This is a genomic window from Streptomyces lycii (assembly GCF_009735685.1).
Taxonomy (GTDB): domain Bacteria; phylum Actinomycetota; class Actinomycetes; order Streptomycetales; family Streptomycetaceae; genus Streptomyces; species Streptomyces lycii.
In genome coordinates this window covers 15,888-34,387 of the sequence record NZ_WHPN01000270.1, presented here as the reverse complement: position 1 = coordinate 34,387, position 18,500 = coordinate 15,888, and the positions used below count along the sequence as shown (strand labels likewise).

12 protein-coding genes are annotated in these 18,500 nt (G+C 66.2%); 8 read left to right on the top strand and 4 right to left on the bottom strand.

Features of this window, described 5'->3' with window-relative positions:
* Window positions 1-988: IS481 family transposase (locus tag GCU69_RS13425; protein ID WP_107645004.1), on the bottom strand; the 988-nt coding region annotated here is incomplete at its 3' end.
* Between the two features lie 13 nt (window positions 989-1,001).
* On the opposite strand from GCU69_RS13425, the gene GCU69_RS13420 reads away from it, so the two are divergent.
* Window positions 1,002-1,241 carry a DUF397 domain-containing protein gene (locus tag GCU69_RS13420; protein WP_156206183.1) on the top strand — a complete coding sequence of 80 codons (240 nt, stop codon included), beginning with the start codon at window positions 1,002-1,004 and terminating at the stop codon, window positions 1,239-1,241.
* A gap of 128 nt (window positions 1,242-1,369) precedes the next feature.
* On the opposite strand, the gene GCU69_RS13415 is transcribed toward GCU69_RS13420, so the two are convergent.
* The gene (locus GCU69_RS13415; RefSeq protein ID WP_235978450.1) at window positions 1,370-2,011 is read right to left on the bottom strand and encodes a restriction endonuclease; all 642 of its coding nucleotides are present in this window, start codon (window positions 2,009-2,011) and stop codon (window positions 1,370-1,372) included.
* Window positions 2,012-2,358: 347 nt separating this feature from the next.
* Between GCU69_RS13415 and GCU69_RS13410 the strand changes: the two genes are divergently transcribed.
* The 3 genes from GCU69_RS13410 to drmB are packed head-to-tail and all read left to right on the top strand — an operon-like array spanning window position 2,359 to window position 8,215.
* On the top strand, window positions 2,359-2,568 hold the full coding sequence (locus tag GCU69_RS13410; protein ID WP_156206182.1) for a hypothetical protein: 210 nt from the start codon (window positions 2,359-2,361) through the stop codon (window positions 2,566-2,568).
* Entirely contained in the window at window positions 2,561-6,469 is a 3,909-nt protein-coding gene (drmA, locus tag GCU69_RS13405) for a DISARM system helicase DrmA (RefSeq protein ID WP_156206181.1), read from the top strand. The genes GCU69_RS13410 and drmA overlap by 8 nt, the downstream gene beginning before the upstream one ends.
* A 3-nt stretch (window positions 6,470-6,472) precedes the next feature.
* Window positions 6,473-8,215, top strand: a complete 1,743-nt coding sequence (gene drmB, locus GCU69_RS13400; protein ID WP_156206180.1) for a DUF1998 domain-containing protein — start codon at window positions 6,473-6,475, stop codon at window positions 8,213-8,215.
* A gap of 79 nt (window positions 8,216-8,294) precedes the next feature.
* Here drmB and GCU69_RS13395 read toward each other — a convergent pair whose 3' ends face one another.
* Window positions 8,295-9,965, bottom strand: coding sequence for a DEAD/DEAH box helicase (locus GCU69_RS13395; RefSeq protein ID WP_156206179.1), 1,671 nt, complete (start codon window positions 9,963-9,965; stop codon window positions 8,295-8,297).
* A gap of 950 nt (window positions 9,966-10,915) precedes the next feature.
* On the opposite strand from GCU69_RS13395, the gene GCU69_RS13390 reads away from it, so the two are divergent.
* From GCU69_RS13390 to GCU69_RS13375, 4 genes are read left to right on the top strand one after another with little or no spacing between them, the layout of a single operon-like run.
* Window positions 10,916-12,391, top strand: a complete 1,476-nt coding sequence (locus tag GCU69_RS13390) for an ATP-binding protein (protein WP_156206178.1) — start codon at window positions 10,916-10,918, stop codon at window positions 12,389-12,391.
* A gap of 47 nt (window positions 12,392-12,438) precedes the next feature.
* Window positions 12,439-15,228, top strand: a complete 2,790-nt coding sequence (locus GCU69_RS13385; protein WP_156206177.1) for a Z1 domain-containing protein — start codon at window positions 12,439-12,441, stop codon at window positions 15,226-15,228.
* Entirely contained in the window at window positions 15,225-16,232 is a 1,008-nt protein-coding gene (locus tag GCU69_RS13380; RefSeq protein WP_156206176.1) for a PD-(D/E)XK motif protein, read from the top strand. The genes GCU69_RS13385 and GCU69_RS13380 overlap by 4 nt, the downstream gene beginning before the upstream one ends.
* Window positions 16,225-18,243, top strand: a complete 2,019-nt coding sequence (locus GCU69_RS13375) for an AIPR family protein (protein ID WP_156206175.1) — start codon at window positions 16,225-16,227, stop codon at window positions 18,241-18,243. The genes GCU69_RS13380 and GCU69_RS13375 overlap by 8 nt, the downstream gene beginning before the upstream one ends.
* Before the next feature lie 29 nt (window positions 18,244-18,272).
* On the opposite strand, the gene GCU69_RS13370 is transcribed toward GCU69_RS13375, so the two are convergent.
* Window positions 18,273-18,461 carry an AbrB/MazE/SpoVT family DNA-binding domain-containing protein gene (locus GCU69_RS13370; protein WP_156206174.1) on the bottom strand — a complete coding sequence of 63 codons (189 nt, stop codon included), beginning with the start codon at window positions 18,459-18,461 and terminating at the stop codon, window positions 18,273-18,275.
* Between the last annotated feature and the right edge of the window lie 39 nt (window positions 18,462-18,500).

Below are 18,500 nucleotides of genomic sequence, written 5' to 3'. Positions count from 1 at the left end.
TGTACTGCCCAGGGACATTGGTCAACCTGGTGACGGGCGGTTTGCCGCCGGTTGCAGTGTGGGGGCGGTGGTGATTGTAGTGATGGAGCCAGGCCGGCAGGGCTTTGCGGCGGGCTGATTCGCTTGAGTAGAAGCGTCCGAGGGCCCAGCCGTCGGCCAGGGTGCGGTGGAAGCGCTCGACCTTGCCGTTCGTCTGTGGCCGGTAGGGCCGGGTCTTCTTCGGTGTGATGCCGAGTTCGGTGCAGGCCCGGTTCCAGTGCCGGGAGCGGTAGGCCGAGCCGTTGTCGGTCAGGACCCGCTCGATGGTCACGCCGCGGGCGGCGAACCAGGCCACCGCGCGGTGCAGGACATCGACTGCGGTGTCGGCTGTCTCGTCGTTGCGGATCTCGGCGTAGGCGACGCGGGAGTGGTCGTCGACGACGGTGTGGACGAATGCGGTTCCCAGCAGCGGGCCGCGGTACTTGTTGCGGGGCTTGTCTGGTGTTGCGGCACGGTTCCTGCGGCCCTGGACGCGTCCGACGTAGCGCCAGCCGCCGCCGTCGGGGACGTTGCCGAGCTTCTTGACGTCGATGTGGAGCATGGCGCCGGGATGCCCGTGTTCGTAGCGGCGCACCGGCTCGCCGGTGGCACGGTCGATGTGGGACAGCCGGTTGATCCGGCAGCGGGTCAGGACCGCGTGGACGGTCGAGGCGGGCATGCCCAGCCGTCCGGCAATCTGGACCGGTCCCAGTCGCTGCTTCCAGCGCAGGTGCACGATCTTGCGGACCTGCGGCTGAGTAGTTCGGGCCGGGCTGCGGTGAGGTCGTGAGGACCGGTCGGCCATCGCGGCCGGCCCGGATTCGGCGTAACGGTCGGCCCATCGCTTGGCGGTGGGCCAGGACACGTCGTAGCGCTCGGCCGCACGGGCGACCGGCCATCCCTCATCCACAATCAGACGCGCCAGGCGAAGACGGGCACGGGGCGTCAGAGCAGCGTTAGCGTGAGACACGAAGGCCTCCTGGTTGGCGGAGCGGTTCCTCGACAGCTCCACTCCACAACCGGGGGCCTTCGTCATCTCACAGATTCAGACCGTGTCGTCGCACAAACTCGACCAACCTGGCTGGGCAGTACACCTAGGCGACAACGCCGCGGTGCGCGATTCCAAGGACATCAGCCGTGGGCCGTTGCGCTTCTCGAAGGCGGCGATGCGCGTGCTGGTCAGCGAGATCGCCAGCGGGGCAACCGGTGAGCATCGAGGCTGAGCAGAGAGCTGGGGCGCGATGAGAGAGTCGTGGGCGCAGGCGTCTCGGGTCTCACGATCGGCGTGGCGTTAACTGAGGCCGCTGCGAAACGTCATGCAAGATCCGGCCTCGTGTACCAGCGAGGCCGGTCATCTCCCGTGCGCGCGCTTCCAGCGTGCCCGGTGCCGGGAGTCTCCCTGGCCGCAGCCGTTCACCTCGCTCAGGGACAGCAGGGAGGCCCCGGTGTTCCACATGCCGAGGTGATCGCGGTGCACCGCGAGGATGTCGTGCTGCACCGCGAACCTCTCGGAGGGCCGACTGAAGCGTGTGGTCGTCACAAACACCGCCAAGTCGGCCCCGAAGTGCACCTTGGCACCGAGCAGATCGCGTAACTCGCGACTCGCGATCGAGCTGATCGGCGCATAGCGCTTGCACTGGATCACCATGGTCCGCCCGTCCGGGAGACGGCCGACGACGTCGGCACCGTTGTCGTTCGCACCACCCACCTGCCGGACTTCTGTGCATCCGTCCCGTCGGCACAGGCTCGCGACCAAGTCCTCAAACTCGGTGCCGGTCATCGCGTCCACCTCGGCGAGAGTCCGGTGACCGGCCTTCACCGCCTCTTCCTGCCGCCACAGACGGTCCCGACCGGCGACGAGCCGGTCCGTACGCCACAGCCACCAGCCCGCCGCGCTGACGCCGCCGATGACCAGTGCGCCCGTGACGTACGGCCACACTGCCGACCAGAACACCACCAGCAGGACCAGCACCAGACCGCCGCTGACCGCCACCGCCTTCAGCCGCGCCGCCCGCCTCCTGCGGGCAGCCGCACCCCGTCTACACCCAGCCACAGCCCGACGTTGCGGCAGAAGGGCGCGAGTCGGCTCCCCGATGTCAAACAGGCGGACAATCGACCGGAGGGCGCGGTTATTCCGCGCTGTCGGGCTGCCTCTGTGAGGGAGCCAGCTGGCCTTCGGAGCCTCGTCGGCGTAGACAGGGGAACTGGGCTTGAATCAAGTGGAGTTGTAATCATTCGCCCTGTTACCTGGATCTGGCCTGCGCTCAGCCGCCTAGGGGACATACTTTGGCCTCAGTTGATCGTCAGGGGGGCGATGTCTTGGCAGGGCGCGATCTTCGGATGCTGGCCAGTTCGAACGACCAGAGCACCTCCGCGAACGAGGCGTTCACCAGTCGGCAGGCGCAGTGGCAGGCCGTGACGGCTTCTCTCCTCGGACACACGCTGCGTCCTGCGAACCAGACCGAGCAGCCGGACGAACTCGGCGGTGCCGCGTTCGTTCTCGGGTTCCCCCACGAGGAACAAAGCGAGAAGGAGCACTCCGATGAGTGAACGAGACCACCTCGTCGAGGACCTCGTAGCTGAGACCCTCGGTCCCCGCGGAGGGCCGAACGAGAGGCTGGGGGGCGACGAGGACCCGCTTGACGAGTACATCGTCGGTGTCCTGGCTCCGTTCTCATCCCCTTCGGTCGAGGTCGACTCGGACCAGGAGCTCGTCGGTGACGAGGTGTCGGGCAGTGATGACGACCTCGATCCAGGCGAGTCCGTGTCAGGACATCAGCCCGCGTACGCCGGCCTTCCATCGCTGGTACTCGACCCTCGCGCCAGGCCGTCGTCGATGGGCGTGTCCCTGGCGGTCAGTGCCCCTGACAAGCCACTCCTTGACATCTGCTGTACGTGGGCCAGGTACCGCAAGGAGGACAACGGGCAATGGAGCCGAGAGCCTCACGGGGCTGTCTGGCGCGACGTGGACTGTTCCGTCGACAACCCGCTGAGTGACTCCGCGGATCCAGGAGTCGTGGTGAGGGTCCGTAGCCGAAGGGACTCCCGCGGCATCTGGAAGATCTCGGTGTTCGTGGTCAACCTGAGTTCTGTGGAATCAGACCACCCCTCCCCGTCGGACCACGTGTTCCAGCCCCAGGTACGTCTGCGCTGTCAGGGCGGAGCCGAGCTGGTTCCACTGGAACACCAGCACCTGGCACAGGACGAAGAGGACGAGAGCCTGGCGCTTCTCTACAAGGAGCGTCCCGTGCTCGCCCGAGGGCACCTCTGCTCCGCCGTCTGGCGTCAGGTCGACCCAGAGCGCCCGCATCCGGGAGGGTTGGAAGGAACCAGGCCCCCGTTCAGGTGGTCCGATGGGCGTCACCTGTTCGACGAAGGGACGGTGGCCGAGTTCGAGCCGGCCGACGTCCGGTCCGAGTTCGTTCCTGTGGTTCCCGTCAACGCTCCGGACAAGGCCTGGCCGGCCGATGCGGGAGATCCACCTGAGCTGGACCCGATGGAACTGGCCCAGATCACGGATGGTGCCGTACTCCGCCTGAGGCTGGAGCCGCTCGCGGACGCCTACGAACGCTGGATCGAGGGCCAAGCCCGCGGGGTTGAAGGCCATGAGCCAGGCACACCGGCCCAACGACACCTCTCCGGGTGCCGACGCGCGCTGGATCGGATCCGCGACGGGATCGAGCTGTTGGCAGACGACCGCGACGCCCTCCTCGCGTTCTGCTTCGCCAACCGTGCGATCGCCCTCCAGTCGCAGTGGACCAAGGGAAGGGTCAACCGCTGGTGGCCGTTCCAACTCGCATTCCAGCTCGTCAACCTACGGGGAATCGTCGACGACGCCCACGAGGACCGCGAGGTGTGTGACCTGCTCTGGTTCCCGACCGGTGGAGGCAAGACCGAGGCCTACCTCGGACTCGCTGCCTTCACCCTCGCGCTTCGGAGGCTTCGTGCCCAGCGAGGGCAGGATCCTGGCGGAGGAGCAGGAGTGACCGTCCTTTCCCGGTACACACTTCGGCTCCTCACCATTCAGCAGTACAGGAGGGCGCTCGCGATGGTGACGGCGTGCGAGCTCCTCAGGGTCAGCGGCTCGCCTGGACAGCGTGGCTGGCGGCCGTCCGGCTGGGAGGGCCTCGGTGACGTGCCGTGGGGCTCCACCAGGTTCTCGGTCGGACTGTGGGTGGGCGGCAACGTGACCCCGAACAACCTTCAGGACCTCCAATACCGTGACGCGAACAACAGGATCATCACAGCCCACGGCGCCATCTCGATCCTGGAGGGGAAAGAAGGCGAAGGTGACCCGGCGCAGATCCTGAACTGTCCGGCCTGCAGGTCGACACTGGCGATTCCCCCGGAAGGCCTGCGCGAGGGGGACACGGGCGTGCTGCACTTCGTAGTGGGCGACCCGGATCCGGCTCTGGGCCCGGACGTCGCGCCGCAGCTGTCGGAAGAGCCCTTCGAGGTGACCGCCGTCACGGTCACCCGCCATCCGGACCCTTCGTTCGCGACCGTGTCCGTTCTTTTTCGCGTCACAGCGGACGTGTCTGACCAAAGCGTCGACGAATGGTTCAAGGGGCATGCGAGTCGTCTGCTCGGTTCTAGGTCCTGGCCCGTCTTCGCCCGCGCGAGCCGACCTGGATACTTCGTGCGCACAGTCGAGTGGGGCAGGCAACGAAGTGAGAAGCCCGTCGAGTTCGAGATCTTCTGCCCGAACCCGAAGTGCCCGCTCAACTCCGACCTGGCCTGGTCGGAGACGACCGAGGTCGGTGCCTGGCCTGTGCTGCCGGCCTTCGACCGGCGTGACGGTTCCTCGACACACTGTCCTGTCCCGGCGTGGACAGTAGACGAGCAGGTCTATGCCAGGTGCCCGTCGATGGTCGTGGCGACGGTGGACAAGTTTGCCCGCTTGGCGTTCGAACCGAAGGCCGGCGCGTTGTTCGGCAACGTCGACAGGCTCAACGAACACCTGGGCTACTACCGGGCCTGGGCACCTCCGGCAGGGCCGGCGACACTCCCACGAAACGCCCGTGAGGAGGTGACGTCCGGGAACGACGTTCCCGTCCGTGGATTCCGCCCACCCGACCTCGTGTTGCAGGACGAACTGCACCTCATCGAAGGCCCTCTGGGCAGCATGGTCGGTCTCTACGAGGCTGGCATCGACCTCCTCTCCACGGTGCATGACGGCGAAAACACTGTCAGGCCGAAGTACGTCGCCTCCACCGCAACCGTCCGGAGGGCCGAGGAGCAGGTCCGTTCGCTGTTCGACCGGAGCCTGCAGGTCTTCCCTCCTCAGGGCCTCCGTGCCGAGGAGACGTTCTTCTCCTCGACCGGTTCCTCGCACCCGCTCGACGCGCAGGAGGCGGGTCGTCTGTACGTCGGGGTGATCGCGCCCGGACGAGGAGCACAGACACCCATCGTCCGGATGTGGTCGCGTCTACTCCAGTCACCCCGCAACCGACTCGAGGCTGGCGTCGCACAAGCGGAGTTGGACCCGTTCTGGACGCTGATGGGCTACTTCAATGCCATCCGTGAACTCGCCGGAGCCGTGGCGCTGGCCCGTCAGGACATCCCCCAACGTCTCGGGAGCGTCGCCGCGTCGCCGCGCACTCTGGACGAGCAGGAACCAATGGAGCTGTCCAGCCGCACCAGCTCCCTGAGGCTCCCCGGCATGCTCGAGGAGCTGGGAGTCCGGCTGGGGCCCGGCCGGGAACCGGCGAACGCAGTCGTCGCCACTTCCATGTTCGGCACAGGGGTCGACGTGGACAGACTCGGACTCATGGTCGTACACGGGCAGCCGAAGACCACCTCCTCCTACATCCAGGCCACCGGTCGTGTGGGCCGGGGTGTAGGAGGGCTCGTCGTCACCTTCTACCGGGCCTCGCGTCCGCGAGATCTCAGCCACTACGAGTACTTCACCGGCTACCACACCACGCTCTACCGCCACGTCGAGCCGGTCACCGTCAACCCCTTCGCGCCCCGGGCAAGGGACAGGGCCCTTGGCCCGGTGATGGTCAGTGTCCTGCGCCAAGCGGCGAGGGTCCCGACCGCGACGGGTTCCGTGGAGGTCGACGAGCGGTGGCGGGTCCAACAGCGGCTCAGTAACGGGGGCTGGTTCTGCCGTGCCCACGAGATGAGCGACGCCCACACGGACCCCGAGGTGGACCTTCTCCCCGGCATCCTCGAGGAACGTGCCGCCCAGCAGCCGCCCCTCCGTCGTCCACCGCCATCGGAGACGGAGAACCATGCTCGCTCGGAGTTGGAGCATTGGCGGGAGGTCGCTGACCGTGTTGGTGATGCCTTGCTGTACCACGAGTCGACCGTCACACGTCCGGCCTCTCGCCCGGTCGTCCTGGGCGACCTCGCGCATCTTGTCGCGAACATGGATGAGGCTTATGAAAACGCGCCAAACTCGCTACGAGAGGTGGAGGCCACCACCACGATCAAGGGAAGGGGATGAACCGTGAGCCGCCCCTACCAGGAGGTCCGCCCTTCCCAGTTCGTCATCACCCTCGGCCCTGGAAGCATTCTCGAGACAGGATCCGGGCCGGTCGTCCTCAAGTCGATGGACACACTCTTCAACGAGATCGGACGTAACCCCCAGGACTTCGAGATCGTCGACAAACGGCTCTCACGACTCGAGCTGGACGGTGCACGCATCGCTCGTGTGCCAACCAACGCCGAACTGGGACTTCCCTCGGACAGAGCGATCTACCCCACGCACGCGTTTCCGTTCTGGTCCCTGTGTACACAGCACCGACCGCACCAGGTTCTGTACGAGACGGGAAACGGATGCCCGGAGTGCCCATCAGTGTCGGTTCCGCAGCGTCGGGAGAAGGCGGGGCGTGAGGCGATCCGCTTCGTGCAGGCATGCGAGAACGGTCACTTGGACGAGGTCCATTGGCACGGGCTCGTACACGAGGGGGCAGGCTGTGGCACGAAGCACTACCTGTGGCAAGGAGGTGGCCGCGCCCTCCGACTCGTCCGCATTGAGTGTTCCCGTTGCCACTCGACCGCGAACTTCGGCCAGGCGTACGCGAAGTCCTGGCGCTGTAGCGGCCGCATCGTGGAGCACGGGGGACGTCCGGCGCCGACATCGGCGCGGTGCGTGAAGAAAGCGCGCATCGTCCAGCGAGGAGCTGCCAACCTACGACTCAGCCTGCTCCAGAGCGCACTGACGATCATGGATATGCCGACCCGTCTTCACGACATCCTGAACGACCCGTCCCTTACGGGAGCAGTCGGTGCACTCCATCGCCGCGGTCTTCTCGACCAAGTCGCGCTCATGGAAGAGGCTGAGCAGGCCGGGCTTGCCGCAGGTGCCATCGAGTACCTGAAACAGACAGCCTGGTCCGAGATCAGCAATGCGCTTGACCAACTGCTGGGGGCCGGTGACACGGGCTCGTCGTCGCTACGTGACGACGAGCTCGACCGCCTTCGCCAAGCGGCGACCTGTGGTGTCCCGGCGGTACCCCACCCGCACCCCGGCTCTCCTCCGTTGTTCGAGGTTCGCCAGGATGACGTGCGCCTCGTACATGGCCCCGACCGCCGTCACGGGCTGCGCGTCGCACCCGTCAGCCGTCTCCGCATGGTCATGGTCCAGACCGGTTACCAGCGGTTGGACCCGCAGAAGGCCCAGAAGATGTCCACCGCTTTCGGCTGGAACGGCACCACCTGGTATCCGGGCATCGAGCTCTTCGGCGAAGGCGTCTTCATCGATCTTGCTGGTGACTCGCTCACTCTTGCGGGCAGCCGGGCCAACCAGTGGAACGATCGGTTCAGGAGTGATCCCCACGGTGATCCGTCGCTCCACCCCGTACAAGTCTGGTGGCACACTCTCTCCCACCGCCTCCTCAGATCGCTCTCAGTGGACTCCGGGTACTCGTCCGCAGCGATCCGTGAGCGGGTCTATCTCAGCGTGCAGGACGGCAAGGTCACGGGCAGTGGACTCCTCCTCTACACGGTCCAACCTGGAGGAGATGGCACCCTTGGGGGGCTGGTCGCCCTCGTCAACCGGTTCGAGCACGTTCTTTCGCACGCGCTACGAGACGTCGAGAGCTGTTCGAACGACCCGTTGTGCCAGGAGGCGCCGTCGGTGGGGGCGGAGGGAGTCGCCTGCTACTCGTGTCTCCTGGCGTCAGAGACCTCGTGTGAGCACCGCAACCAGGGGTTGGACCGCCTTCTTCTCGCTGAGAACCTACCGTGACCTGCTGAGCAGATTGGTCGATCACCGACCGCTTCTGCGTGGGCTGGCGGACAGCCGACGCCGAAGCGGTGGCGTCGGACTACGTGCGGCTCAGGTTGCTCGACCAGTAGTCGGAGTACCGCTCGTACGCCAGTTGTCCGCTGAAGCGGATGTTGTCCTCGATGTCCACGACCAGGCAGCTCTTCGTTCCACCGAATCGCTGTCCGCGCATGCCCCGACCGATCATCTGCTCGTACAGGACCGGGCTGGTGGTGGGACGACCGACTACCAGGGCGCGTACCGCCGGAGCGTCGAAGCCGGTTGTGAGGACGCCGTAGTTGCAGAGAACGGACAGACGTTTGTTGCGGAACTGTTCGATGAGTGCGCGCCGCGTCGCACTGCGCGTATCGGAGGTGACGACCTCCGCGGCTCGGCCGGCGCGTCGCAGCAGAACAGCCATTGCTATGGAGTGTTCTACGGTGCAGCCGAAGAACAGCGTCGGGCAGTCCGGCGGTAGTTCGAGTAGCTGCTCGAGCAGGGCACGGTTCCTCGCATCCGATTCACCGATCTTACGGAGGAAGTCAGGGTGGAAGTCCTTGAACTGGTCGAAGTGCGCACGGTGGCTTTCGACGTCGTCCATCCGGAACCCGGGACCGGCATAGGAGAGCACCTTGTGCTCAGGCCGTGACAGGACGTCTTGCCGACGGAGCTCGGACACGATGTCGTCCCCCAAGGAGCGGGAGCTGAGAAGCTTGCTGTGGAACCTCTCCGCCAGCTGGCGAGTCTCGGCATCGACCCTCCGAAAGGGTGTGGCTGTCAGCCCGATGACGGGAACCGGGGCTTTCTGTCCGAGTTCGATTCCCAGGAACCGCAGGACTCTGCTGTAGCTGGGGGCCAGCATTCGGTGCGCCTCGTCCACAACCACCGCACCCAGGTTCTCGCGCAGCAGCTCGAGTTCCTGTTGTGTGTCGTCATTGGTGCCTTGAAGAACCGCGTCAAGCTTCTGGATGCTGGCCACCACGATGTCGGGGTCGCTCGGGACCGAGGCGCTTCCCCAAAGCCGGGCAATCTCCATGGTGTGCCGTACCTGGTCATTGCGGTGCCCCAGGTCGGTCCACACCTCACGGAACGCCTGGACCGCCTGCTCGCATAGCTCCTCGCTCTGGGCGATCCAGAGAACGGTCTGACGGCGTGGCTGGGAGAGGCGCCACTCGATGAGGCTCTCCACCGCGGTCCTGGTCTTGCCAGCTCCTGTGGGTAGGGTCAGAACACCACGGTTGGCGCCCGGTGCCCCGGAGAGTACCTCGATCACTTGCTCCTTGAGGTCCTGTTGGAAGTCCTCTAGGTCTCGGAGAGGCACGAAGGGGGCAACTTCCAGCGTGTCCGGCTCCCGTGTACTTCCCGGCAGGCCAGCAAAGGCAGGCGGGATATCAAGGACTCGTGCGAAGTGGCGAGGCCAGCTCTTACCGGGCTTCCACGTGCGCTCCGCGATCTTCTTGGCTTTGGCTCTGCTCCCACCACGGCTGCGTTCGGCACCTCGGTAGTCGTGCAGCGTCTCCAGCTCGTCCTCCGACGCGGAGAGTGCAAGCCGTTCCCGTAGCGTCCGGGACTCAAGAAGACCGAAGCCCGACCTGTCGACCAGGAACTCGGCAAGCTCGTCCTCGGGAAGCTTTGACCGCAGCCTTCCGGTTTCGTTCTCGACCGCCGCGGTGATCCACTCCACCGACTTTCTGGAGCGAGATCTCCCTCTGCTCTCGAGATCCTCGATCACCCTTCGCAGATCCTGCGGGGCGAGACGCCGACGCAGTACTTGGATCGCTTGGGAGCGGTCCTGCTCGCTCAACTGGCCGAAGGCTTCCACCGAAACACTGTCTCCCTGGACCAAACTAAGAGCCGACCGTGTTAGTTCGTTCACAGACGGCCAATCAGTGCAGTGGGGGGTGGGTAAGTCTCTCACGGCCAGAAGGTGCTTGTTTCAGGCGTAGGTCTTCTGATGGTATGTCAAGCTGTCGTAATAGCGGATCGGTTCATCTTCTGGAGTGTGGTCGTCGCGGCGCAGGGATCCTGATACCTCATCCCCGAGCGCTGTTCAGCACCCTTCGACGCATCGCTGGACGGGCTGGTGGCCCTGGCGAGATCCTCCTGGGACCGGATCCGCACCTCCGGGGGCTCGCCTGCCCCCAGACAGCCGATTCCCCGGACGTCGCCGACGAATCCGTCGCTCAGCTCGACCATTAGGCACAACGGCGGCGCAAGGCCAGGACGCGCCTGCACGCGCGAGCGCCTGCCGGTCCTGCCCGTCCTTGTCCGCTCGGTGGAACAGTGCCGCAGTGACGCAGCCGCAGTGCTGGAACCCGCCCGGAATACCGACGCCGGCGAGGCATTACCGCTGCGGGTCAGCAACTCGTACGCGTCGTGGTTCCGCACGGAACGGTCGGCCGGATCCGGGCGTGGGATCTTCGCCTCCTCCACCCAGGCAACCAAGCGGCGTACGTGTTGTGCCTCGCGAAGCTGGCGGACAGCCCTCCACAGAGATCACCTACGTCAGACGAGACCCGTTCGGTAGGATGCTCCGAACGGGGGATTTCGGCTGTCGTGGGACGAGTAGCGGCACACTCACCACGCGAAGCCCGAGAAGTCCTGCCGCATGCCGCTCCCCGGAGCACACAGGCGAACCGACCGCACAGGACTGACCGGGTACACCGGGTACGGAGCGTGAAGATGGACTTCGACGTCGCCGCTCCCGACCCTGCTGGCATGGTGGCGTCGCTCAGTTCGCTCGGTTACTCGCTTCCCGCCGCCGTCGCAGACCTTGTGGACAACAGTGTCTCGGCTGAGGCCCGGAACATCGACGTCGACTTCACGTGGGACGGACAGAGTTCCTGGATCGCTGTGACGGACGACGGCAGGGGGATGACGGAGCCCGAGCTCGTGACCGCCATGACGGTGGCGGCCCGCGGTCCGTCAGCCGAGCGGAGCGCCACAGACCTCGGCCGTTTCGGTGTGGGGCTGAAGTCCGCCTCGTTCTCCCAGTGCCGCAAGCTCACCGTCGCCACGGCCAAGGACGGAGTCTGGCACGTCCGGACATGGGACCTCGGCGTCGTGGAGCACTACAAGGAGTGGCGGCTCCTCCATAACCCAGGCGACACGACCACCGCTCTCCTGCGTCGGATCGCGGGAAGCATGCAGCACGGGACCGTCGTCCTGTGGGAGCAGCTCTCCGGTTACCACAACACCGCCGTGGCCAGCGACGACGAAAAGACGCAGGCCCAGTTCTACGCGGAGGCGGAGCGCACCGAAGCCCACCTTGCGATGGTCTTCGCCCGTTTCCTGCAGCGTCCGGCCCGGTGCCGGATCCGGGTACGTGGCTCCGACCTCTCCCCGTGGGACCCGTTTCTGTCCAAGCACCCGTCGGTCCAGCGGATCCCCTGGGAGCCTCTACCGCTGGGATCGGAGTCGGTGCGCGTGGAGCCGTTCGTCCTCCCGACGGCACAGCGGCTCTCGGCAGCCGAATACGAGTCGGCTGCCGGGCAGAAGGGATGGCTGGGGCAGCAGGGGTTCTACGTCTACCGCCGTGACCGCCTGATTCTGGCCGGTGACTGGCTGGGAATCCGCGGCCTGCGGCGCGAGGAGAAGTACAACCTCGCGAGGATCGCCGTGGACATCCCTGCGGAGACCGACGCCGACTGGGGCGTGGACGTGCGCAAAGCGAGCGTGGTTCCCCCCGTCTCCTTGCGTCGTCATCTGGAGAGGATCGCGAGGCACACCCGCGAGGTGGCCTCTCGTTCTGCACGACAGCGTGGTCAGGTGGTGTCACGGGCGCACGGTGACCCCCTGAAGTTCGCCTGGAACGTGAAGCGCCACGACGGCCGGATCGTTCTGCGCATCAACAGAAAACACCCCTTGGTGAAAGCAGCGATGGACGACCAGGGAGGCAGTCCGGACGTCGTCCGCTCGATGATTCGCCTCCTTGAGGAGACGGTTCCGGTCACGGCGCTCCGCATGCTCCACGAGACCGACACGGTCGACGATCCCGAACCCTTCGGAGGTCCGGGGCCGGCCGCTCCGGAGACCGTCGACATCGCCCGCCAGGTGTACGAAGCACTCCTTGGCCAGGGCCGCTCTCCTGAGGACGCCCGGGGCGTACTCAGCTCCATGTCTCCCTTCGACGAGCAACAAGGTTTTTGGAACTCCTGACACCTGGTAGTCCCCACACCTAACCGACCCGGCCGCAGGAGGTCGCTGTGAGCACCACCCCCGAAGACAGTCTCGAGAAGGCCGAGCAGACCGCGGTGCTGCTCCTGCCAGGTGACCGCCAGGCAACGCCGGCCGAGGTGGACTTCGCCGTGAACACCGCGGTCAGCATCCTCGCGGCCCAGGGGATCACCGTGGAGCGGGACCAGGTGCGGAAGGTGCTCGAGGCCAGGGCTTCCGTGTTCCAGGCTGATTCCTCCGCGATGAAGAACGACGAGGGCCACGTGCCCTGGCTCGCCGACGCGAAGGCCGACCGGAAGTGGGACTTCTGGGACCGCTACCGGCGCTACCTCCTCAGCGTCTCGAAGCTCCCGATGCAGGTCGTGCGCCGACTCGACCAGAGCACGGACGACGTCCTCGGTGAGCTGGAAGACCCTCAGCGGGAAGGCATCTGGCGCCGGACCGGGCTCGTCATCGGGCAGGTCCAGTCCGGCAAGACGGGGCAGTTCATCGGACTTGCCGCGAAGGCAGCCGACGCGGGCTACCGGCTCATCGTGGTGTTCGCCGGGATCCACAACGACCTGCGCAGCCAGACCCAGCTCCGTATCGACGAAGGGCTCCTCGGGTTCGACACCCAGTACCAGTTCCGCTCGGACGACGACGCGCATCGTCACATCGGAGTTGGCGCGATGTCGCACGGCAAGCGCCTGAAGGCCGCGTCACTCACCACCAGTCACGAGAAGGGGGACTTCGCCCGCAAGACGGCGGTCTCCGCGAACGTGCCGGTGGGCAGCGTCCCGGTGGTCCTCGTGGTCAAGAAGAACCGGCGGATCATCGACAACCTGCGGGACTGGGTGATCGACAACCATGGTGTGGAGGACCCGGAGACCGGCCGGATGGTCGTTCCCGACCTCCCCTTGTTCGTAATCGATGACGAAGCCGACAACGCCGGGGTGAACACCTCCAAGGACCCCGACACCAACCCGTCGGCGATCAACAAGGCCATCAGGCGGTTGGTCAACAGCTTCACGAAGGCGTCCTACGTCGGCTACACCGCGACCCCCTTCGCGAACATCTACATCAGCCCCGACACAGACCACGACGAGCTGGGTCCCGACCTCTTCCCGGAGAGTTTCATCCGCACCCTGCGGGCGCCGTCAAACTACCTCGGCCCCGAGCGGGTCTTTGGTCTGCAGACCGACGGCGACGAGGAGGACATCGAGCCGCTGCCACTGATAAGGCACATCAAGGACACAGACCTCTGGGTGCCGGACAAGCACAAGTCCTACCATCGGGTTCCCGACTTCCTGCCCGAATCGCTGCAGCGAGCCATTCGGTCCTTCGTGCTGACCTGCGCGGCACGTCGAGCACGGGGACAGGTTGCCGTGCACAACTCCATGCTGGTGCACGTGACCCGCTTCACCGCCGTACAGCAGCAGGTCCGCGACCAGATCGACGCCCATGTGCGTCTGCTCTTCGACGTCCTCCAGGACCGGTTCAGCAGTGCTCGCGAAGAACTCGAAGAAGAGCTGCGGGAGCTCTGGGATGAGGACTTCGTCCCCTGCACCGAGGACATGACCGGGGGCAGGCTCGACTGGGAGGACGTCGAACCGCATCTCCACGCCTCCCTCGGGAAGGTCACCGTCATGGCCGTCAACGGTGCAGCGAAGGACGCCCTCCAGTACTACGAGCGCCGGGAGACCGGACTCTCAGTCATTGCTGTAGGCGGCGAGAAGCTCTCCCGCGGTCTGACCCTCGAAGGGCTGTCGGTCAGCTACTACCTGCGTGCTTCCAAGACGTACGACACGCTGCTGCAGATGGGTCGCTGGTTCGGCTACCGTCCCCGCTACGAAGACCTGTGCCGTCTGTACACGACACGTACGTTGCAGCGCCAGTACGCGGAGATCACTGCGGCCACCGACGAACTCCGGCGTGACGTCGAGGAGATGTCCGCGGTGGGACTCACCCCCCGCGAGTACGGTCTCAAGGTCAGGACCTCGTCGCTCGGCCTCGGCATCACGGCCTCCAACAAGATGAGGCAGGGCACGCGCGTCCGCCTCAGCTACTCCGGCGAGCTTCCCGAGACGACCATCTTCGACCTCTCCGAGAAGGCGGTGCGTAAAAACCACGAGGCCCTCGAATCGTTCGTCGCGCGCCTCGATGCGCTCTCCGCAGGGAAGGTGGACGAGCGCAGCGGGAGCATCACCTGGAGCGGCGTCGCACCCTCGGACGTCACCGAGGGTTTCCTCGACTCCTATCTCACCGACCGGCAGGCCCAGCGGGTGCGGCCGGCGTTCATCGCGGAATACGTACGTCAGTGCGCCAAGCAGGGTGAGCTGGGCAACTGGACGATCCGCTTGGCCAGTCGGCTGCCCGAGGGAGCGCCACACGAGTTCGCGGGCCATTCGGTCGGCCTCATCACACGCAGCCACTCCAAGTCCTCGGACGTCGTCCCCGGCCGCTACACGATCAAGCGCGTGCTCAGCCCCGCCGACGAGCTCTGCGACCTGACCCCGGAACAGTACGACCGTGCGCTGAAGGCCACGCAGGAATCTGCGAAGGGCAAGCTCAACAGGAAGGGCGAACCGCTCGATCCCGACACCCCCCGCGGTCGGCCTCTGCGTCACCAGCGTCGCGCTGACCAGCCGTTGCTTCTGCTGTACCCCCTGAACCCTGCCGAGGTGGCCAAGTCGTCGGGGAACCCCGAGCCGGTCGCTCCGCTGGTCGGGTTTGCCATCAGCTTCCCGTTCTCCCGCCAGCAGTTGAAGACCGAGTACGTGGTGAACGACATCTGGTTCAAGCAGGACATGGAGTTCGACGACTTCGAGGACGAAGCGTGATCGACGAAAGTGTGTGGCAGGAGCTGGAGGCGCACCAGCAGACCCCGGGCAGGTCCACCCGGCGGCTCCACCCCGACTCCCCGCATGACATCCAGGTGTCGGTGACGCACCCCGCCCTCCGGCGGATGCTGCTGCTCGGCACGGACGCCAGGACCGCCGACACCGTACGCCAGGAGATTCACGAACTGCCGGCCACCCGTGGCCTGCAGCTGACCCTGTCGTCGGTGTCCGGCAACCACTACGAGCTCCAGGTCATGCTCACCGACGACGAACTCACGGAGGTGTTCACCCCGCTCGTCTCCGACATCGCCGAAGTGGTGAGGGATGCACCGACCACCGAAACGGCGGCGGAGGCTGCGGTTCGCCGCTACGTCCGGTGGCAGCAACTGCTGCGCTCCGTGTCGCGCGAGGGCCTGTCCCGGCAGGCCCGGTGCGGCCTCTTCGGCGAACTCCACTTCCTCCTTGAGTACGTGCTGCCGGCCGTCGACCAGCACACGGCCGTCAGCTCCTGGACCGGGCCGCGGCAGACGAACCAGGACTTCCAGCTGCCCGGTGCCGCGGTCGAGGTGAAGGCAACCACGGCCCGCTCTCCCCGGACGGTCCAGATCGCGAGCGAGCGGCAGTTGGACACGGCCGACGCGACCCCCCTCGCACTGGCCCACGTCGTCCTCGACGACCGGCAGCGGGGGCTCGGCAGGAGTCTGAACGCCTTGGTGGACGAGATACGGGCCCGTCTGACCTCACCGTCCGCGTCCCAGCGCTTCGAGAGCCTGCTGATCCAGGCCGGCTACCTGCCGAACCAACGGGATCTCTACGACCACGATCGCTACACCCTGCGACGCAGCGAGTTCTGGACGGTCGGGGAGGGCTTCCCCCGCATCGTCGAGGCCGAACTGCCGCCCGGGGTCGGCAACTGCACCTACACCATCGATGTGTCGGCCCTGGTCACCCACAGCATCACCGCCGAAGCACTGGTTGACATGATCCGAGGAACCCATGGCTGAGCACGACCTTCACGAGTACTCCCGCGCGCTGGTCACCGACATCCAGGCGCTGGCGGATGCCGAGGGCGGCTCGATCCCGAACACGTTCACCCAGCACGTACTCGAGATCCTCGAGGAGGCCGGGGTCGTCACCGACGCAGCGCTCGCCTACCACTCCTCCCGGGGGCTGGAGATCTACGGCTACGGCGTGCCCGAGGACGGGTCCAGCCTCGATCTTTACACCACCGACTTCAACCTGACCGCGATGAGCAGCAAGCTGACCAAGGCCGAGTCCGACAGGCTCTCCCGCAGGCTGTTCGCGTTCCTGGGCAAGCACGCGGCCATCCGCCCCAACCAGGAGGACAACACCGACGTGCACGACATGTGCGTCGGTGTGGAGAAGGCACTGTCGAACGTTCCGAAGATCCGCCTCTTTCTCCTCAGCAACCGGGTCAGCACGACGAGTGCCCCGGGACCCGGGGAGTTCGAGGGGATCCCTGTCACACACGAGCTCTGGGACCTTGCGCGGCTGCACAGGCACGAGACCTCCGGGAGCATCGGCGAGCCCATCAAGGTGACCTTCGAGCGTCCTCTCCCGTGCCTGGCGGCGCACAGCGACGAGCCGAACTACTCGGTCGTCCTGGCCGTCGTCCCCGGCCGACAGCTTGCCGAACTGTACAAGGAGCACCGGACCCGGCTGCTCGAACTCAACGTCCGGTCCTTCCTCCAGACCCGTGGTGGCGTGAACAAGGGCATCCGCGAAACCCTGCTGAAGGATCCGAGCCGCTTCCTCGCCTACAACAACGGCGTGACCGCCACCGCCTCGGACGTGGACTTCGAGACCGACGAGCACGGCAGTCCCGTCGCCATCAGGAGTATGACCGGCCTCCAGATCGTCAACGGCGGCCAGACCACCGCCTCGCTGCACCACGTCCTGACTCATGACAAGCGGGACCTGGACGGGGTCCACGTGCAGATGAAACTCACGATCGTCGATCCCGCTTACCTGTCCGAGATCGTTCCGAGGATCTCCCAGTACTCCAACACCCAGAACAAGGTGACGTTGGTCGACTTCAGCTCGAACCACGAGTTCCACGTCGCCTTCGAGCGTGTCTCCCGCAGCCTGTGGGCTCCTGCGATCGACGGCAGCAGTCAGGAGACGCGATGGTTCTACGAGCGGGCGCGGGGTCAGTACACCGACAAGTCCGCCGAGCACGAGACCCGCGCCGCCCAGCGCAAGTTCAAGCTGATCACGCCGAGCCGGCAGCGATTCAGCAAGTCCGACCTGGCCACCTTCGTGCACTCCTGGGAGCAGCTCCCGTACTGGGTGAGTCGCGGTGCCCAGAAGAACTTCGCCCATTTCATGGAGCGGATCGAGAAGTCCGATCCCGTCGTGGACGTGCAGTACTGCAAGCGCGCCATAGCCACCGCCATCCTCTTCCAGGCTGCCGACCGGATCGCCCGTGCGCACTCGGCCGGCAGCCACAAACGACTGATCACGACCTACACGGTCGCCCGGCTCTCGCTCGCCGCCGAGAAGCGGATCGACCTCGACAGGATCTGGAACGAGCAGGGCACCACGGACGCCTTGGAGGACGCCCTCGACGAGCTCTGTCCCTTGATCATGGAGACGGTGATCTCCGGCGACCGGCACGTGTCGGAGTGGGCGAAGAAGCCCGACTGCTGGGACGAGGTTTCCCGCATCCCGTGGACGCTCCCCGATGCGCTGACCGCCGAACTCACGGCCGAGCCCTTCGAGATCGCCTCCCCCGAGAGCACCGAGTCCGACGAGGCCGAAGCCGCCGTCGAGGACATCCCCAGTGAGGAGTGGCAGGCTCTCGCGGACTGGGCCCGCGAAGGCCGGCTCCTGCGCGCCGTGGACAGGCAGCTCGCCGACCGTGTCGCGCAGCGGCTCTGCCAGGGGCGACGGGTCACCGGGGCCCAGGCCAGGCAGGCGATGGAGGTCTACGAAGAGGCCCTGCGGCATGGGTTCCACCCCTCGCCTGTCGGTCTCGACCACGAGACCGCGTGAGAGCGCCAGTCCCGGCACCGGGGCTGGCGCTACAGGGTTCCCTCTGCCAACAGGTCGTTGATCGCGTCTTCTGCACGCCTCAGCACGATGCGCCCGTCCCCGTCGCTGAACACGAGCAGCTTGGTGCCCGGGCTGATGCCTGCTTCGGCGAGGATCCCGAGCGGGATCTCCAGACGGCCAGCCTCGTCGACGTCGAGTTCTGCAGGTTCTCGGATCACCTAGGTCAGTCTGCCACCCGGAGCACGCCCACGGCATGG

Excerpts from the sequence above, each read along its gene's own strand:
- GCU69_RS13410 (WP_156206182.1), top strand. The coding sequence starts at position 2,359 with ATGCTGGCCAGTTCGAACGACCAGAGCACCTCCGCGAACGAGGCGTTC.
- drmA (WP_156206181.1), top strand. The coding sequence starts at position 2,561 with ATGAGTGAACGAGACCACCTCGTCGAGGACCTCGTAGCTGAGACCCTC.
- GCU69_RS13390 (WP_156206178.1), top strand. The coding sequence starts at position 10,916 with ATGGACTTCGACGTCGCCGCTCCCGACCCTGCTGGCATGGTGGCGTCG.
- GCU69_RS13375 (WP_156206175.1), top strand. The coding sequence starts at position 16,225 with ATGGCTGAGCACGACCTTCACGAGTACTCCCGCGCGCTGGTCACCGAC.